Genomic DNA, 15,578 nt, shown 5'->3' with positions numbered 1-15,578 from the left:
GTCTCTACACTATGATAGTTTATGGGGAATTAGCTCAGCTGGGAGAGCACCTGCCTTGCACGCAGGGGGTCAAGGGTTCGATCCCCTTATTCTCCACCAGCCGAAAGGCAAATGCCACAGTGTGGCATGATGTACCTTGAAAATTGAATAACACACCAAGTGTAAATGAAGACAAATAGACAACGAATCGAGATACAAGCCGAATCTTCTAGAAGGAGATTCAAATTGGGTAACGATTTCAAACAGACTATTTGTTGAGAGAAACCAGAATTCACTGAGAGAATTACAATAGTGAATAAGACCTAGTTAACGCTAACTAGGCGAGAGAACATCTCGAAAGAGATGAATGGTCAAGTACAAAGAGCATCGGGTGGATGCCTTGGCACTGGGAGCCGATGAAGGACGTGATAAGCTGCGATAAGCTGCGGTAAGGAGCACATATCCGATATACCCGCAGATTTCCGAATGGGGGAACCCACATACGGTAATGCGTATGTATCATTAAGTGAATACATAGCTTAATGAAGGGAACGGGGTGAACTGAAACATCTAAGTAGCCCTAGGAAGAGAAAGAAAAATCGATTTCCTGAGTAGCGGCGAGCGAAAGGGAAAGAGGCCAAACCAAATTGTTTACAGTTTGGGGTTGTGGACCACCGACATTGACGAAGTTATGCGAGCCGAATAGGGTTGGAAAGCTCAAGCAGAGAAGGTAATACTCCTGTAGGCGAAGCAGAAAGCGCATAGGTGGCACCAGAGTAGGACCGGACACGTGTAACCCGGTCTGAAGCAGGAGGGACCACCCTCCAAGCCTAAATACTACCCAGTGACCGATAGCGAATAGTACCGTGAGGGAAAGGTGAAAAGAACCCCGGGAGGGGAGTGAAATAGAATCTGAAACCTGATGCTTACAAGCATAGGGAGCGCAAGTGACCTAGTACTTTTTGTAGAACGGGCCAACGAGTTATGGTATGTAGCGAGGTTAAGTTGCTGGAGCAACGGAGCCGTAGAGAAATCGAGTCTGAATAGGGCGAGAGTTACATGCTGTAGACCCGAAACCGGGTGACCTATCCATGAGCAGGTTGAAGTAACCGTAAAAGGTTATGGAGGACCGAACCTATATCTGTTGAAAAAGGTTAGGATGACTTGTGGATAGCGGTGAAATTCCAATCGAACTCGGATATAGCTGGTTCTCCTCGAAATAGCTTTAGGGCTAGCCTCAAGGTAAAGATACACGGGGGTAGAGCACTGACTGTTCGCGGGGCCTTCACCGGTTACCAACAACTATCAAACTCCGAATACCGTGCTATCATACTTGGGAGTCAGACTATGAGAGATAAGTTCCATGGTCGAAAGGGAAACAGCCCAGATCAACAGCTAAGGTCCCAAAGAGTAAGTTAAGTGGAAAAGGATGTGGGATTGCACAAACAGCTAGGATGTTGGCTTAGAAGCAGCCATACATTTAAAGAGTGCGTAATAGCTCACTAGTCGAGTGATCCTGCGCCGAAGATAAACGGGGCTCAAACTTACCACCGAAGCTTTGGAATTAGTATAACTAATTGGTAGAGGAGCATTCTATACAGGTAGAAGGAGGCGTGTAAGCAAATCTGGACGGTATAGAAGAGAGAATGTTGGCATGAGTAGCGTAAGGCGGGTGAGAATCCCGTCCGCCGAAAATCTAAGGTTTCCTGAGGAAGGTTCGTCCTCTCAGGGTAAGTCGGGACCTAAGCCGAGAGCGAACGCTGTAGGCGATGGACAACAGGTTGATATTCCTGTACCACCAAGGATTGTTTGAATGAAGTGGGGACACAGAAGGATAGATTGAGCACGCCGTTGGTTGAGCGTGTCCAAGCAGCAAGGCTTGAAAGTAGGCAAATCCGCTTTCTACAAGGCTGAGCTGTGATGGGGTGGTCGAATGACCGGTAGCAATCGATTTCACGCTGTCAAGAAAAGCCGCTAATGAGATCCAAGGTGCCCGTACCGCAAACCGACACAGGTAGATGAGGAGAGAATCCTAAGGTGAGCGAGCGAACTATTGTTAAGGAACTCGGCAAAATAACCCCGTAACTTCGGGAGAAGGGGTGCCTGCTTCGGCAGGCCGCAGTGAAGAGGTCCAGGCAACTGTTTACCAAAAACACAGGTCTCTGCTAAAGCGAAAGCTGATGTATAGGGGCTGACGCCTGCCCGGTGCTGGAAGGTTAAGGGGAAGTGTTAGGGCAACCGAAGCACAGAACTTAAGCCCCAGTAAACGGCGGCCGTAACTATAACGGTCCTAAGGTAGCGAAATTCCTTGTCGGGTAAGTTCCGACCCGCACGAAAGGCGTAATGATCTGGACACTGTCTCAACAATAGGCTCGGTGAAATTGTAGTACCGGTAAAGATGCCGGTTACCCGCAGCAGGACGGAAAGACCCCGTGGAGCTTCACTGTAGCTTGATATTGATTTTCGGCATTGCATGTACAGGATAGGTGGGAGACGTTGAGTTCAGCACGCCAGTGTTGGAGGAGTCACCGTTGGGATACCACCCTTGTAATGTTGGAAATCTAACCTAGTACCGTGATCCGGTACAGGGACAGTGTCAGGTGGGCAGTTTGACTGGGGCGGTCGCCTCCTAAAGAGTAACGGAGGCGCCCAAAGGTTCCCTCAGCGCGGACGGAAATCGCGCGAAGAGTGCAAAGGCAAAAGGGAGCTTGACTGCGAGACATACAGGTCGAGCAGGGACGAAAGTCGGGCTTAGTGATCCGGTGGTTCCGAGTGGAAGGGCCATCGCTCAACGGATAAAAGCTACCCCGGGGATAACAGGCTTATACCCCCCAAGAGTTCACATCGACGGGGGTGTTTGGCACCTCGATGTCGGCTCGTCTCATCCTGGGGCTGAAGTAGGTCCCAAGGGTTGGGCTGTTCGCCCATTAAAGAGGTACGCGAGCTGGGTTCAGAACGTCGTGAGACAGTTCGGTCCCTATCCGCTGTGGGCGTTGGAAATTTGAGAGGAGCTATCCTTAGTACGAGAGGACCGGGATGGACATACCTCTGGTGTACCGGTTGTTCTGCCAAGGGCATAGCCGGGTAGCTACGTATGGAAGGGATAAGCGCTGAAAGCATCTAAGTGCGAAGCCCACCTCAAGATAAGATTTCCTCCGAAAGGTAAGACCCGTGAGAGACTATCACGTTGATAGGTCAGAGGTGTAAGTACGGTAACGTATTCAGCTGACTGATACTAATAGGTCGAACACTTGACCAAATGGTTTTAAGCATGAGGTGGTTATTCAATTTTGAGGGTACAGCTCTCAAAAGCGTAGAAGATGATAAAGTACATCTTACTACAAAATATATGAGTAGATTGCGAAACGCGATTTACATAATCCGGTGACAATAGCAGAGAGGTTACACCTGTTCCCATCCCGAACACAGAAGTTAAGCTCTTTAGCGCTGAAGATACTTGGTGGGAAGCTGCCTGGGAAATTAGGACGTCGCCGGTTTTTTTATGTTTTTATTTAGCTTGCCATTAAGGCAGGCTTTTTAATTTATGTAAATATTTAATATTATCTTAATCTGCATTCTATTTTTATAAATGATAGATACTTTAAACTGTGTTTTTATTTATATTTAACTTTATTTATCGTCATCTCCTATTTCTTCTAGCAACCAATTTATGCTCGACTTATGATATTCCTTGTGTTAATCTGAACTTATCTAATATTTATCGTTTTCTGAAAGGAGAACTATTATGTTACATGAATTTAGTTTTCGATCTTATAATAAGAGAGATGATGTTCAGGCTTGGATATACGTTCCTGCCTGTGAACCTAAAGGTATTGTTCAGATAATACATGGGTTTGGTGAGCATTCACGCAGATACCTTTATATGATTGTTAACCTGTTAGATGAGGGTTATATTGTTGCAGCCGATGACCATGTAGGTCATGGCAAAACTGCTATTATTAATGATAACTGGGGTGATTGGGGAGATGAAGGATTCCACACTATGATGGAAGATGAACACACTCTCATGGAGATTACTAAGGAAAAATATCCAAATCTACCATACATGCTATTTGGACATAGCATGGGTTCTTTCATCGCTAGAGATTTTATGTCGAAGTACGGTGATGAACTGACTGCTGTAACGCTATGCGGAACGTCTGGTGTATGGCCAGACCTTCAGGCTAGCATTGATAGTCTGAAAAAAATATTATCCGATGGTAAGGGTAAGGAGTCAGATCCTACTGTTGCAAGTTCGCTTATGGGATGGATGTTTGCTCGCTGCGACGAGGAAGTGACTATAGGAAATGAATGGATTTGCAAGGACCCTTATGTTCAGAGAGATCATGCGGAAGATCCGTTAGATGCTTTTACGAAGCCTACAACTAATCAAGCGTTTCTATACTTCTGCCAGATGATTGATTATATTACTGGGCCAGAATGGGCAGCTAAGGTACCTACCCATATTAAGATATACAATATTGCAGGCGATCAAGACCCTGTAGGGCAGTACGGAAGAGGTGTTTACGAGGTAACAAATTGGCTTATTGACACAGGTCATGATGTCAAGACTACGCTTTATTCGGGTTATCGTCATGAAATACATAACTATCCAGATTTAAAGACAGAAGTTGTGTGGAATCTTGCTGAGTTCTATAATAATGTGCTTGGCTGTGGATTTGAAAGCATGATGGAGAAATATAGCTCGTAAATCATTGGCGTTTTTTTACGTAATACATATCTAATATGAATTAGCCTGAGGGATAAATAGTGCGCTTGCTATATTCTTCAGGCTATTTTTTTAACTTAGTTAGTGTAATAAAGTTTGGTTTAGTGGCAAGCCTATTTCCACATTTACATATAGATTTAATCTATAGCTAGGAATAATATATACGAATTAGACGGGATTTTGTTTTCATTGTATCATTAGGACATCAAAGAGAGAGGAGATATCGCAATGACTTGTGTAACAAATTCAAGAGAGATGCGAATGTGCATGTGGACAACAGAATATTTGAATAAGCAGAACGCCATTTGCGATGTTTTATCTGCTAAGAGCTATAGATAATCAAGTCAGCTAGTTATAATAAGAGCTGAATAATGGAGATCGACTCTTAGCGAAGACAATCATCAAGACTGTAATCGAATGAGCTGTCTGCATGAGATTGTGGGCAGTTTTTTATTGCCTAAAAGTATAATAAGCACGTTAACGCTAAATGAAAAAGAATAGCAAGTAAGCAAATAAGAAAGGAACAAACTAACATGAACATTAAGGGAAAATCAAAGATTAGAATTACAGCAGTCGCACTGCTAGTGGTAATACTCGCATCTGTAGGAGTCCTATCTGGATGTGGAAAGAAATCCGAAAAGGTAACAATCGCTATACCAAACGATGCAACAAACGAAGCAAGAGCACTTCTTCTACTTGAGAAGAATGGATACATCAAGCTAAAGAAGGGTGCTGGCATAACTGCTACTATTAAGGATGTTGAAGATGCTAATGGAATTGAGTTCAAGGAAGTGGAAGCAGCTCAGGTTGCAAATACTCTAAAGGATGTAGACTTCGGTATTATCAACTCAAACTACGCAATCGAAGCTAAGCTTAACCCAGTTAAGGACTCGCTCATAAAGGAAGATAGTGCTGCTGATTACGCGAATATCCTTGCAGTTAAGGAAGGAAATCAGAATAGCGATAAGATTAAAGCGCTTAAGGCTGCTTTAGAGAGCAAAGAAGTTGCTAACTTCATTAAGAAGAAATATGATGGCTCCATAGTAAGTGTTGTCAAGAACCCTACTGATGGTTACGATTCAAGCGTTAACTATGCTGCACTAAAGGGTACAACTATTACAGTTGCTGCATCTCCAACACCACATGCTGAGATTCTACAGGAAGCTAAGAAAATTCTTGCTAAGAAGGGAATTAACCTTGAGATTAAGGAGTTCACAGATTACGTACAGCCTAACAAGGTAGTTGATAGTGGAGAGATTGATGCTAACTACTTCCAGCACGTACCATATCTAGATGACTTTAACAAGAAGCAGGGTACAAAGGTAGTATCTGTAGCTGCAATCCACAATGAGCCAATGGGTCTATATGCTGGAAAGTCAGATTCTCTAGATAAGCTGAAGAAACTCAAGTAAATCAAAATTAAACTTATAATCCGGCGGCCAACGCATGCGATGAGCAAGCTGCTTCTAGCAACTAGCGCGTACAATATGCGATATGGCGCCGGATTGTTGAGTTTAGGGAGGATGATAGAGCATGATAGAGATAAAGAATTTAAACAAGACGTTCAAGACAGAGGTTGGTACTGTCGAGGCATTAAAAAATATTAATTTTACAGTAGAAGACGGTGAAATCTACGGAATTATCGGAATGAGTGGTGCGGGGAAGAGTACGCTCGTACGCTGTATAAATATGATTGAAAAACCAACGTCAGGAGAGGTTCGAATCGATGATGTCGATTTAACCAAACTTCAAGACTGGCAGCTTAGGAATATTCGCCGTGATGTTACGATGATTTTTCAAAGCTTCAATCTACTTATGCAGAAAAACGTTAGAGATAATATTGAACTGCCATTAAAGTTTGCAGGCGTTAATAAAAAGAAGTCGAGAAAAACTGTCAATGAACTTTTGGAGCTAGTAGGCCTAGGAGATAAGGCGTCTGCATATCCAGCACAGTTATCTGGTGGACAGAGGCAGAGAGTTGCGATTGCAAGAGCGCTAGCAACTAATCCTAAGGTTCTGCTCTGTGATGAGGCGACAAGTGCACTCGATCCAAAGACTACAGGCCAGATACTAGAGCTCATTCGTGATATCAATAAAAAACTTGGGATTACAGTGGTTATAATTACGCATCAGATGTCGGTTGTACAGAGCATTTGCGATAAGGTTGCTATAATCGACCATGGAGAGATTGTTGAACGCGGTAAGGTTTCTGAAATTTTCGCAAATCCAAAATCTGAAGCAGCGAAGAGATTAGTATTTCCCGAGAGACAGGAAGCTATTGTGGCTTCAGAAAGCTCGGAGACAATAGAAGTTTTATTTAATGAATCTGAGACTACACACGCTCCACTGATTACTTCTCTAGCGCAAGATAAAGGGATATGTGCGAGTATTATCTATGCGTCCACAAAGTCTGTTGAAGGAAAGGCTTTTGGAAGGATTGTGCTAGAGGTCCCGAATGATCCAAAGATTGTTGATGATGCTGTTAAATATCTCAGTGCAGCTCATGGTGTAACAGTTACTGTTGGTAGCTCAAAATATAGAGACGATAAAAAACCCATAGAAAACAATGATATAGGAGGTGATGCGAATGTTTAGTCCCGAATCTACAAAACTTGCGCTTGATATATTGCAAAATGAAATTCCGTTTGCCATATGGGAGACTGTATATGTAACGATAATCTCTACCTTCCTCGCACTTGTTGTAGGTCTTCCGTTAGGTGTATTGCTCGTAGTCGGAGAAAAGGACGGAATACTGCCATTACCAAAGTCTATACTATCGGTACTTAATGCGGTTATTAACTTGCTTAGGTCCATTCCGTTTCTAATTCTGATGATTATGGTTTTTCCAGTTACGAGGTTTTTCGCACATACAGTTGTCGGGACAGTACCGACTATAGTACCACTTGTATTTGCAGCATTCCCATTCGTAGCCAGACTTGTTGAGAGCAGCCTCAGAGAAGTGGATGGCAATATCATAGAAACCGCAGTGAGCATGGGGGCAAGCCCTTTTCAGATTATCTTCAGGGTTTTGATTCCTGAGAGCGTTCCATCGCTGATATCGAATATAACAATTGCACTTACAACAGTACTTAGCTACTCTGCTATGTCGGGAATTATCGGCGGCGGTGGTCTCGGTAAAATTGCGATTAACTACGGTTACTACCGTTCAGAGAAGCTTGTAATGTTCATCGCTGTATTCTTACTCATTGTGCTAGTGCAGATATTCCAGACTGTTGGAACGAGGCTGGCAATAAATGAAGATAAGCGGATAAGAAGATAATTTGTCTTGCATAAAAGATGCGTAAAATAAGGTTATTGGACATATAGATTGAACTAAAAGGGGTGTTAATACTGGCAGAAGTGGCTGGTATAACGAAATTCGTAAAAAGGGATACACAAAATAATGAAAGGAGAACCAGCGGGTTCTCCTTTTGCTTGTTAGTATATGATTCTGAAAAATCTTTATATGTAGATTAGTCTGTGAGTGATGCTGGGTCTGGCGTCGGTGAGTTGAAGAGGTTTAGCATCTTCTGCCTAGATAAGTCATTTCCGACAAATAGGATTACATCACCTACCTGCACTCTCTCGTAAGGTCCGGGTGATATGTTAGTTTCATCACCGCGCTTTACCGCTACGATTGTGGCTCCGGTCTGCTGCCATATATCGAGTTCCCCAATTGATTTTCCAATGAAATTGCAGTTTTCATCAATCTTCATGTCATGTGGGATAAGGTATGACGTGTTGTGATCCCTCGTGTTTCGAGCTACCAGCTCGTCAAGGAGCTTAGCGAGATGTTCAAGGTCACGGCGCTGAGTAGCTATGGCATCAACAATCTGTTCTCTAGTCTGCGCTATTGATACAGCATCGTGGAATTTCTCAAAATAAAGCTGGGCTTTCTCGCGAGAAGCAACGTAGGTACCACTTCCGTGCTTTACTGTAACTATTCCCATATCAACGAGGACTTGCATAGCTTTTCTAGCAGTCTCTGGTGATACATGAAATGTTGTGGCTATAGTTGAACGTGAGGTGATTCGGTCACCTACTTCATACCAACCTTCGGCGATTTTCTCAGCCATTTCAACGGCAATTTGCTGGTACCTTGATTCGTAAACTCTTGTATCTTCGATTGGTGACATAGGGTGACCTCCTGTAAACACAAACTATATTATTGATTATATCATAATAGTGATAGACCTAATATAATTGAGGTTTCTTTTTAAAAGAAAACAATCCCTTAAAGCGATAAAAGGGATTGTTTATAACATTCTTAGTCAAATAATTGAAAAACAAATGCTGTAGTTCGTAGAATAAATTATTCTGAATCTTTGTTCTTTTCAGCTTGCTGTTTCTCAAGCTGTTCCCCCCAAAGAGATCTTTCAGGAGTGACAACTTTGCCTTTTATGTACTCAACTTTGAAGCCCCAGTACTTAGCCCATTTTTCACCTTCACTACCCTTAGGAGTCTTGATTATTGGGCCTTTGGTATCAGGTGCAGGTAGGTAAAGATTGCTGAAATCTGTAAGTGTACCAGGAATTCTTATGTACTTAAGAGGACGATCACTACCGATTGACTGTGCAATCTGATCGTTAAGCAAAGTATAATCGTTCAGCGTGTTACCAATATGCTGCATGCTATCTGGAATATCTAGGAACTCGATAGGAGAGTTTATAAATAATTTTCCGCCAGCTTTTTCCACAGAATCTCCTAGGTGAACAAATCTGAGCTTGTCATTATTAACAAAAGCACTATCACCGATTTCCTTCACAGTATTAGGAAGGACAATTGCCTCAGCCTTATCCAAATTGGAAAGACCTGATACTGCAACAACAGTTTTCTTAACGTTCCCATCAACTGTCTTAACAGTTATAGTCTTGGGAACTACAACAACCTTAAGTTTATCGTCATCGGGTGATTTTATGCCTGTAATTTTAATGTGATTAACATCTCCATCATCGGCAAGTGTGTATTCGAAAAGCTTACTATCCGTAGTAGGGAACTTTTTGAAATTACTCTTAGTAACTTTCGAGTTGTTGTCAAGCTTCTTTGAATCTGAACTAGATCCCCCGCCACTGCCACAGCCTGTCAACATAATTGTGCAGACTATTAAAAATGCAATAAGTTTTCTTTTCATGTTTCCTCCAAAAAATAAATTTAATCCGCAATAGAACATCATACTTTATTAATTTAATAAAGTATATTGAAACAATTTTATTAGTTTTAAGCGAATTGTCAAGGTGATACAGAAGCGAATTTAATCAATTATTTAGATTGTAATAATAAAAAGAGTATAGATAGTAACAGATACAAAAAATCTTCACACAATAAACTTTTGACAAAGTGAACACATCAAGATACAATAATGTTGTCAGTAGATATTGTCACTTGAAAATCTTGCATTATAACTAGCTATTTCATCAATATAATACGTCTATCAATTAATGGGTTTACAGATTTAGTTATATATCAAAGTATACGAAAGAAACATAACATCGATTATAAACATTTGAAAGGGTGTGTCTTAAATGACGAAAAAATCCGAATTCGACAAGGTATTATCATCGAAAGATATATTAGTGATAGCTTTTGGCGCGATGATTGGTTGGGGATGGGTAATCTCAACTGGTGATTGGATAAATAGAGGCGGTGCTCTAGGAGCAGCAATTGGATTCGCACTTGGTGGCATAATGATTTTCTTTGTTGGACTAACTTATGCAGAGCTTACTGCTGCGATGCCACAGTGTGGCGGAGAGCATGTGTTCAGTTATAAGGCGATGGGAGCAACTGGGTCATTTGTCTGCACATGGGGAATTATACTTGGGTACGTCGGGGTTGTTTGCTTTGAGGCATGTGCATTTCCAACGATTATCTCGTACATCTTTCCTGGATTCTTGAAGGGGTACCTATATACTGTTGCAGGCTTCGATATCTACGCATCGTGGCTTGCTCTGGCTTCTGTCACAGCTGCCTTGATGACTTTTGTCAATATCATGGGAGCTAAGACTGCGGCGATATTTCAGACAATACTTACGGCTATAATCTTTGGCGTAGGCGTGCTTCTCATCGGAACATCAACGGTTAGGGGCGATATGGGTAACCTTATGCCACAACTTTTTGCAGGAAAGGGAAACCAGTCGACTCTAAGTCATGTGATGCATGTAGCGGTAATGACACCTTTCTTCTTCATAGGTTTTGATGTAATACCACAGGCTGCTGAGGAGATTCAAGGCTCGCTCAAGAAGATTGGAAAAATTCTAATCATGTCAATTGTTATGGCGGTTGCATTTTACTCGCTCGTAATACTTGCAGTTGGATATCTGATGAGTTCTTCGGAGATTAATGTATCGATGAGTGGAGCAGGGCTGGTAACGGCTGATGCCATGGCAAAAGCTTATGGAACGAAGAAGATGGCGGATGTAGTTATCATCGGTGGTCTGTGCGGAATCGTAACTAGCTGGAACTCGTTTATGATCGGTGGAAGCCGTGCGATGTACTCGATGGCTGATTCGAACATGATACCAAAGTTGTTCGCAAAGCTGCATCATAAGTATAAGACACCTGTAAATGCACTGCTATTAATCGGAGTTATATCGATGCTCGCTCCTCTTGCGGGTAGACAGATGCTCGTGTGGATATGTGATGCAGGCAATCTCGGATGCTGTCTAGCTTACTGCATGGTGTCAATTTCTTTCCTAATACTAAGACGGAAAGCGCCAGATATGCCAAGACCTTACCGAGTAAAGCACTATAAGTTTGTAGGTATTATGGCGACTATCCTATCTGGAGGAATGGTCTCGATGTACCTGATTCCAGGATCGGGAAGTACGCTTAAGGTACAGGAGTGGCTGATGGCCGGCGGATGGGCCCTGATGGGAGCAATATTCTTTGCACTAAACAAGAGAAAGTACGGAGAGCAGTTTGGTAAACATCTAGATGTTGCGGTAGAGTATTCTGCAGAAGATCTCGAAGCGCTGAGAGCTCATAGAGAAGTGCGCTCGGCATATGATGTGAGAGTTTCGTAAATAGGAACAGAAGAAAGTAGATAGATAAAAAGAGATAGGTTGCTGTCAAGAGAAATGCTTGACAGCGCTTTTCGCTTGTGTTATATTCATACAGTATGAAAGAAAATATAAGCAATGTTGAATATGCGAGCTTGATGTACGACTTTTATGGCAATCTTCTAGATGAGAACAAGCGTGAGATTATGGATCTCTATCATGAGGATAATCTGTCGCTGACAGAGATCGCAGAAGAACTCGGGCTCAGTAGGCAAGGAGTTCACTACGCGCTCAAGAAAGCAGAGAGTAGCCTTGAGAAGTACGAAGCTGCGCTAGGGCTCGTTGCGGAGTGGAAGGCTAATAATGCTCTGATCTTTGAAGCTGATAACCTGCTGGAAAGCATGAGTTCGGTGGATGATGCAGAGGAGCTTCGCGGAGCACTTTCAAAGATGAATGAATTTATGCACAAGGCTCTTGGTCTATAAGAGCCTTCATATATGGAGAGATAAGATAAGATATGGCATTCGAAGGTTTATCGGAAAAATTACAAGAAACATTTCGAAATCTACGAGGCAAAGGCGTTGTAAGCGAGAAGGACATCGATGCAGCTATGCGCGAGGTCAAGCTGGCTCTGCTCGAGGCCGATGTTAACTTCAAGGTCGTAAAGCAATTTGTTGCTACTATCAAGGAGAAGGCGATGGGTGCAGATGTGCTCAAGAGTTTGACTCCAGGGCAGCAAGTGCTCAAGATCGTGAAGGAAGAACTCGTGGACATGATGGGTGGAGCGAACAGCAAGCTCACATATTCGCCAAGTGGATTTACTGTGTATATGATGGTTGGTCTCCAGGGTACTGGTAAGACAACAACCTGCGGAAAGCTGGCTGCTTGGCTAAAGCAGAATGGCAAGAAGCCGATGCTATGTGCATGTGACGTGTATAGACCGGCGGCTATAGATCAGCTAGAGGTAGTTGGTAAGGCTGTAAATACTCCAGTGTTTACCATGAGGGAGTCGAACGAGCCGCTAGTTATCGCTAAGGCTGCTTTAGAAGAAGCTCAGCGTAAGGGCTGTAACGTTCTGATTGTCGATACAGCAGGACGTCTGCAGATAGATGAAGCACTGATGGATGAGTTGGTTCAGCTGAAGAAGGGCATTAGACCTCACGAGATTCTACTTGCAGTTGACGCACTCACAGGTCAGGATGCGGTTAACATCGCAGAGGGATTCAACGAGAAGCTCGGCATAGATGGAATAATCATGACCAAGATGGATGGAGATTCTCGCGGAGGTGCGGCACTATCAACAAAGATGGTGACCGGCAAGCCAATTAAGTTCATGGGTACTGGTGAGAAGTATAATGCTCTCGAACCATTCCACCCAGACAGGATAGCTTCGAGAATTCTCGGAATGGGCGATGTCATGAGCCTCATCGAACAGGCTGAAAATGCTTATACCGAAGAAGAAGCTGCAAGAATGGAAGCGAAGTTTAGGAAGAATCAATTCGACCTCAATGATTTCCTGGAGCAGATGGGACAGATCAGCAAGATGGGCGGAATTGCGAAGCTTATTGATATGATTCCAGGAATCTCAGCAGCTGATAAGAAACAGATTGATTTCGAGAAGGGTAAGAAAGACCTCGATAGAATGAAGGCGATTATCCAATCGATGACCAATGCAGAGCGTGAGAATCCAAATATTTTAAACGCAAGTAGGAGAAAACGTATCGCGGCTGGAAGCGGCCAGACGGTGCAAAGCATCAACCAACTTATCAAGCAGTTTGATGAGATGAAGTCGATGATGAAGAAGTTTAATAATCCGGCGGCACTTAAGAAGAATAAACTTTTTAGAGGACTAATGGGTTAGCTTATAACAAATTTATTTGTTAAGCATAAATATTATATTTTTAAGATAATCAGGAGGAACAAATGGTTAAGATTAGATTAAAGAGAATGGGAGCTCACAAGAAGCCTTTCTACAGAGTAGTAGTTGCAGATTCAAGAACTCCAAGAAACGGAAGATTTATCGAGGAGATTGGTACATACAATCCTCTTAAGGATCCAGCAGAGATCAATATCGATAATGAGGCTGCACAGAAGTGGCTTGCTAACGGAGCACAGCCTACCGACACTGTAAGAGCGCTGCTCAAGAAGTCGGGTTGCTTGAAGTAGGAAGGAAGAGATAATGGCCGGCTTAGTTGAATCAATTGCCAAAGCACTAGTATCAAGGCCTGCCGATGTTGTCGTGACTGAAGAAGTGAACGGCAACGAGATAGTGATTAAACTCAGCGTTGCAAAAGAAGACATGGGTAAGATCATAGGCAAACAGGGACGCATTGCCAAAGCAATTAGAACTGTTGTGAAGGCAGCCGCAATCAAAGAGAATAAGAGAGTCACTGTTGATATCGTTGAAGAATAGCGCGACTCGGGCAATTATCATTATCAAGGCATGCGTGGCTCACGCATGCTTATTTTCTATAATGAGAAAATGGATTTTTAGTGTGGATAGAGGGTGTGAGTGCATCCAAGGAGGAGAATATGTCACTAGCAAAAGACAATACAATGGTTAGTGTTGGAAAAGTGGGAGCTGCAGTTGGTCTAAAGGGGGAGACCAAGGTGCGTCTCTATGCGGAGGAATCCGAAAATCTCTATGAAGGGGCGGTTCTGCTTGTAGATGGCAAGAAATACAGAGAGCTTGGAGGAGATAATGCAGTTTATGGAGTAGATGGGTCAATAGAGCTCGAGGTTAAGAGTATAAGGTACCAAAAGGGAAGGCCTGTAGTGAAGTTCTATAATGTTGCAGATAGGACTGCAGCTGAAAAGTTAACAGGTGCAGAACTTTACATACCAGAAAGTGAACTTGCTGAACTTGAGCCAGGACACTACTATTACCGTGATTTAATCGGGCTACGTGCTCGCGATTCTGAGAGTGGGGAAATCATCGGGGATGTAAATGATATGATTGATAATCCATCTCAGACATTACTAGAGGTGGTTCTAGCTGAGGATAGCAGAAAGGTGTTAATTCCATACGTTGATGCTTTTATAAAGGAAGTTTCGCTGGAAGATGGCACTATTGATATCACGCTTATTCCAGGGTTAATTTAATAATAGATAGAGAATGCAGTAGATGAAAATTAATATTATGACCCTCTTTCCAGAGATGTTTGAACCGATTAGGTCAAGCATGATTGGAAGAGCTGCCGATAATGGAATTATCGAGTTAAATATTGTTAATATAAGGGATTATACTGAAGATAAGCACTGCCGCGTCGACGACACGCCTTTTGGAGGCGGCGCAGGCATGCTTATGCAGGTTCAGCCTATTATTTCTTGTTATAGGCAGAATGAGTTCGCAGGCAGAACTATCTACATGTCGCCTCGCGGGCGCAAGCTCTCTCAGGAGACTGCTGAAGAGCTTGCTGGTGAGGGCGAGCTCACAATCCTATGCGGGCACTATGAGGGTGTTGATGAGCGAGCCCTCACCGAGCTCTCCGCCGAGGAGATTTCGATTGGTGACTATGTGCTGACGGGCGGAGAGCTGCCCGCGATGGTGCTAGTCGATGCGGTTGCCAGATTTATTCCTGGCGTGCTGGCATCAGATGAGTCAGTGCTAGAGGAATCAATATATTCAGGACTCCTGGAATACCCTCAGTACACAAGGCCTAGGACCATGGAAGAGGGTGAAGTCCCAGAGGTTCTGCTCAGCGGCGACCACAAGAAAATCGATCTCTGGAGATTTGAACAAGCCATGAGATTGACGAAAGAAAGAAGACCTGATATGTGGCAGGAATTCGTTGAGAAATTTAGAGCGGATGAAAAGGCTTACTCTAAGAAAGAACGACTCTTAATCGAGTCGGTGATTAGGTATTAGCTGCTGA

At 43.1% G+C, this 15,578-nt stretch carries 13 protein-coding genes, 1 tRNA gene and 2 rRNA genes; 14 read left to right on the top strand and 2 right to left on the bottom strand.

Annotated elements, in window-relative coordinates:
- The first annotated feature begins 23 nt into the window (after nucleotides 1-23).
- The 7 genes from C5Q96_RS05780 (at nucleotide 24) to C5Q96_RS05750 (ending at nucleotide 7,988) form a co-directional block, all read left to right on the top strand.
- Nucleotides 24-99: transfer RNA gene (locus tag C5Q96_RS05780), tRNA-Ala, on the top strand.
- Between the two features lie 248 nt (nucleotides 100-347).
- Nucleotides 348-3,239, top strand: a 23S ribosomal RNA gene (locus tag C5Q96_RS05775).
- A gap of 120 nt (nucleotides 3,240-3,359) precedes the next feature.
- Nucleotides 3,360-3,476: ribosomal RNA gene (rrf, locus tag C5Q96_RS05770) — 5S ribosomal RNA — on the top strand.
- A gap of 248 nt (nucleotides 3,477-3,724) precedes the next feature.
- Nucleotides 3,725-4,690 carry an alpha/beta fold hydrolase gene (locus tag C5Q96_RS05765; RefSeq protein ID WP_106057451.1) on the top strand — a complete coding sequence of 322 codons (966 nt, stop codon included), beginning with the start codon at nucleotides 3,725-3,727 and terminating at the stop codon, nucleotides 4,688-4,690.
- Nucleotides 4,691-5,241: 551 nt separating this feature from the next.
- Nucleotides 5,242-6,120: a MetQ/NlpA family ABC transporter substrate-binding protein gene (locus C5Q96_RS05760; protein WP_106057450.1), complete on the top strand. Its 879-nt coding sequence runs from the start codon at nucleotides 5,242-5,244 to the stop codon at nucleotides 6,118-6,120.
- A gap of 121 nt (nucleotides 6,121-6,241) precedes the next feature.
- Nucleotides 6,242-7,303 (top strand): methionine ABC transporter ATP-binding protein, encoded by a 1,062-nt coding sequence (locus tag C5Q96_RS05755; RefSeq protein WP_106057449.1) that lies wholly within the window; start codon nucleotides 6,242-6,244, stop codon nucleotides 7,301-7,303.
- Nucleotides 7,296-7,988 (top strand): methionine ABC transporter permease, encoded by a 693-nt coding sequence (locus C5Q96_RS05750; RefSeq protein ID WP_106057448.1) that lies wholly within the window; start codon nucleotides 7,296-7,298, stop codon nucleotides 7,986-7,988. The genes C5Q96_RS05755 and C5Q96_RS05750 overlap by 8 nt, the downstream gene beginning before the upstream one ends.
- Before the next feature lie 193 nt (nucleotides 7,989-8,181).
- On the opposite strand, the gene C5Q96_RS05745 is transcribed toward C5Q96_RS05750, so the two are convergent.
- Nucleotides 8,182-8,844, bottom strand: a complete 663-nt coding sequence (locus C5Q96_RS05745; protein WP_106057447.1) for a TrkA C-terminal domain-containing protein — start codon at nucleotides 8,842-8,844, stop codon at nucleotides 8,182-8,184.
- Between the two features lie 176 nt (nucleotides 8,845-9,020).
- The gene (locus C5Q96_RS05740; RefSeq protein WP_158696703.1) at nucleotides 9,021-9,839 is read right to left on the bottom strand and encodes a leucine-rich repeat protein; all 819 of its coding nucleotides are present in this window, start codon (nucleotides 9,837-9,839) and stop codon (nucleotides 9,021-9,023) included.
- A gap of 391 nt (nucleotides 9,840-10,230) precedes the next feature.
- On the opposite strand from C5Q96_RS05740, the gene C5Q96_RS05735 reads away from it, so the two are divergent.
- From C5Q96_RS05735 to trmD, 7 genes are all read left to right on the top strand, one after another.
- Nucleotides 10,231-11,727, top strand: a complete 1,497-nt coding sequence (locus tag C5Q96_RS05735) for an APC family permease (RefSeq protein WP_106057445.1) — start codon at nucleotides 10,231-10,233, stop codon at nucleotides 11,725-11,727.
- Between the two features lie 95 nt (nucleotides 11,728-11,822).
- Nucleotides 11,823-12,188, top strand: a complete 366-nt coding sequence (locus tag C5Q96_RS05730; RefSeq protein ID WP_106058012.1) for a sigma factor-like helix-turn-helix DNA-binding protein — start codon at nucleotides 11,823-11,825, stop codon at nucleotides 12,186-12,188.
- 32 nt (nucleotides 12,189-12,220) lie between these two features.
- Complete coding sequence (gene ffh, locus C5Q96_RS05725; RefSeq protein ID WP_106057444.1) at nucleotides 12,221-13,564, top strand: signal recognition particle protein; 1,344 nt, start codon at nucleotides 12,221-12,223, stop codon at nucleotides 13,562-13,564.
- Between the two features lie 62 nt (nucleotides 13,565-13,626).
- Nucleotides 13,627-13,869, top strand: a complete 243-nt coding sequence (gene rpsP, locus C5Q96_RS05720) for a 30S ribosomal protein S16 (RefSeq protein ID WP_094234694.1) — start codon at nucleotides 13,627-13,629, stop codon at nucleotides 13,867-13,869.
- A gap of 13 nt (nucleotides 13,870-13,882) precedes the next feature.
- Nucleotides 13,883-14,116 carry a KH domain-containing protein gene (locus C5Q96_RS05715; protein ID WP_106057443.1) on the top strand — a complete coding sequence of 78 codons (234 nt, stop codon included), beginning with the start codon at nucleotides 13,883-13,885 and terminating at the stop codon, nucleotides 14,114-14,116.
- Nucleotides 14,117-14,235: 119 nt separating this feature from the next.
- Complete coding sequence (rimM, locus tag C5Q96_RS05710; RefSeq protein ID WP_106057442.1) at nucleotides 14,236-14,805, top strand: ribosome maturation factor RimM; 570 nt, start codon at nucleotides 14,236-14,238, stop codon at nucleotides 14,803-14,805.
- A 22-nt stretch (nucleotides 14,806-14,827) separates the two neighbouring features.
- Nucleotides 14,828-15,571, top strand: coding sequence for a tRNA (guanosine(37)-N1)-methyltransferase TrmD (gene trmD, locus C5Q96_RS05705; RefSeq protein ID WP_106057441.1), 744 nt, complete (start codon nucleotides 14,828-14,830; stop codon nucleotides 15,569-15,571).
- Nucleotides 15,572-15,578: the final 7 nt, after the last annotated feature.

The sequence above is a fragment of the Mogibacterium diversum genome (assembly GCF_002998925.1).
GTDB classification, from domain to species: domain Bacteria; phylum Bacillota; class Clostridia; order Peptostreptococcales; family Anaerovoracaceae; genus Mogibacterium; species Mogibacterium diversum.
This window is presented reverse-complemented; position numbering and strand designations above follow the sequence as displayed.

What these genes read in the sequence shown, in the direction of transcription:
- C5Q96_RS05760 (WP_106057450.1), top strand. Translation starts at nt 5,242, where the DNA reads ATGAACATTAAGGGAAAATCAAAGATTAGAATTACAGCAGTCGCACTG.
- C5Q96_RS05735 (WP_106057445.1), top strand. Translation starts at nt 10,231, where the DNA reads ATGACGAAAAAATCCGAATTCGACAAGGTATTATCATCGAAAGATATA.
- ffh (WP_106057444.1), top strand. Translation starts at nt 12,221, where the DNA reads ATGGCATTCGAAGGTTTATCGGAAAAATTACAAGAAACATTTCGAAAT.
- C5Q96_RS05765 (WP_106057451.1), top strand. Translation starts at nt 3,725, where the DNA reads ATGTTACATGAATTTAGTTTTCGATCTTATAATAAGAGAGATGATGTT.
- C5Q96_RS05715 (WP_106057443.1), top strand. Translation starts at nt 13,883, where the DNA reads ATGGCCGGCTTAGTTGAATCAATTGCCAAAGCACTAGTATCAAGGCCT.
- rpsP (WP_094234694.1), top strand. Translation starts at nt 13,627, where the DNA reads ATGGTTAAGATTAGATTAAAGAGAATGGGAGCTCACAAGAAGCCTTTC.
- rimM (WP_106057442.1), top strand. Translation starts at nt 14,236, where the DNA reads ATGTCACTAGCAAAAGACAATACAATGGTTAGTGTTGGAAAAGTGGGA.
- C5Q96_RS05755 (WP_106057449.1), top strand. Translation starts at nt 6,242, where the DNA reads ATGATAGAGATAAAGAATTTAAACAAGACGTTCAAGACAGAGGTTGGT.
- trmD (WP_106057441.1), top strand. Translation starts at nt 14,828, where the DNA reads ATGAAAATTAATATTATGACCCTCTTTCCAGAGATGTTTGAACCGATT.
- C5Q96_RS05740 (WP_158696703.1), bottom strand. Translation starts at nt 9,839, where the DNA reads ATGAAAAGAAAACTTATTGCATTTTTAATAGTCTGCACAATTATGTTG.
- C5Q96_RS05730 (WP_106058012.1), top strand. Translation starts at nt 11,823, where the DNA reads ATGAAAGAAAATATAAGCAATGTTGAATATGCGAGCTTGATGTACGAC.
- C5Q96_RS05745 (WP_106057447.1), bottom strand. Translation starts at nt 8,844, where the DNA reads ATGTCACCAATCGAAGATACAAGAGTTTACGAATCAAGGTACCAGCAA.
- C5Q96_RS05750 (WP_106057448.1), top strand. Translation starts at nt 7,296, where the DNA reads ATGTTTAGTCCCGAATCTACAAAACTTGCGCTTGATATATTGCAAAAT.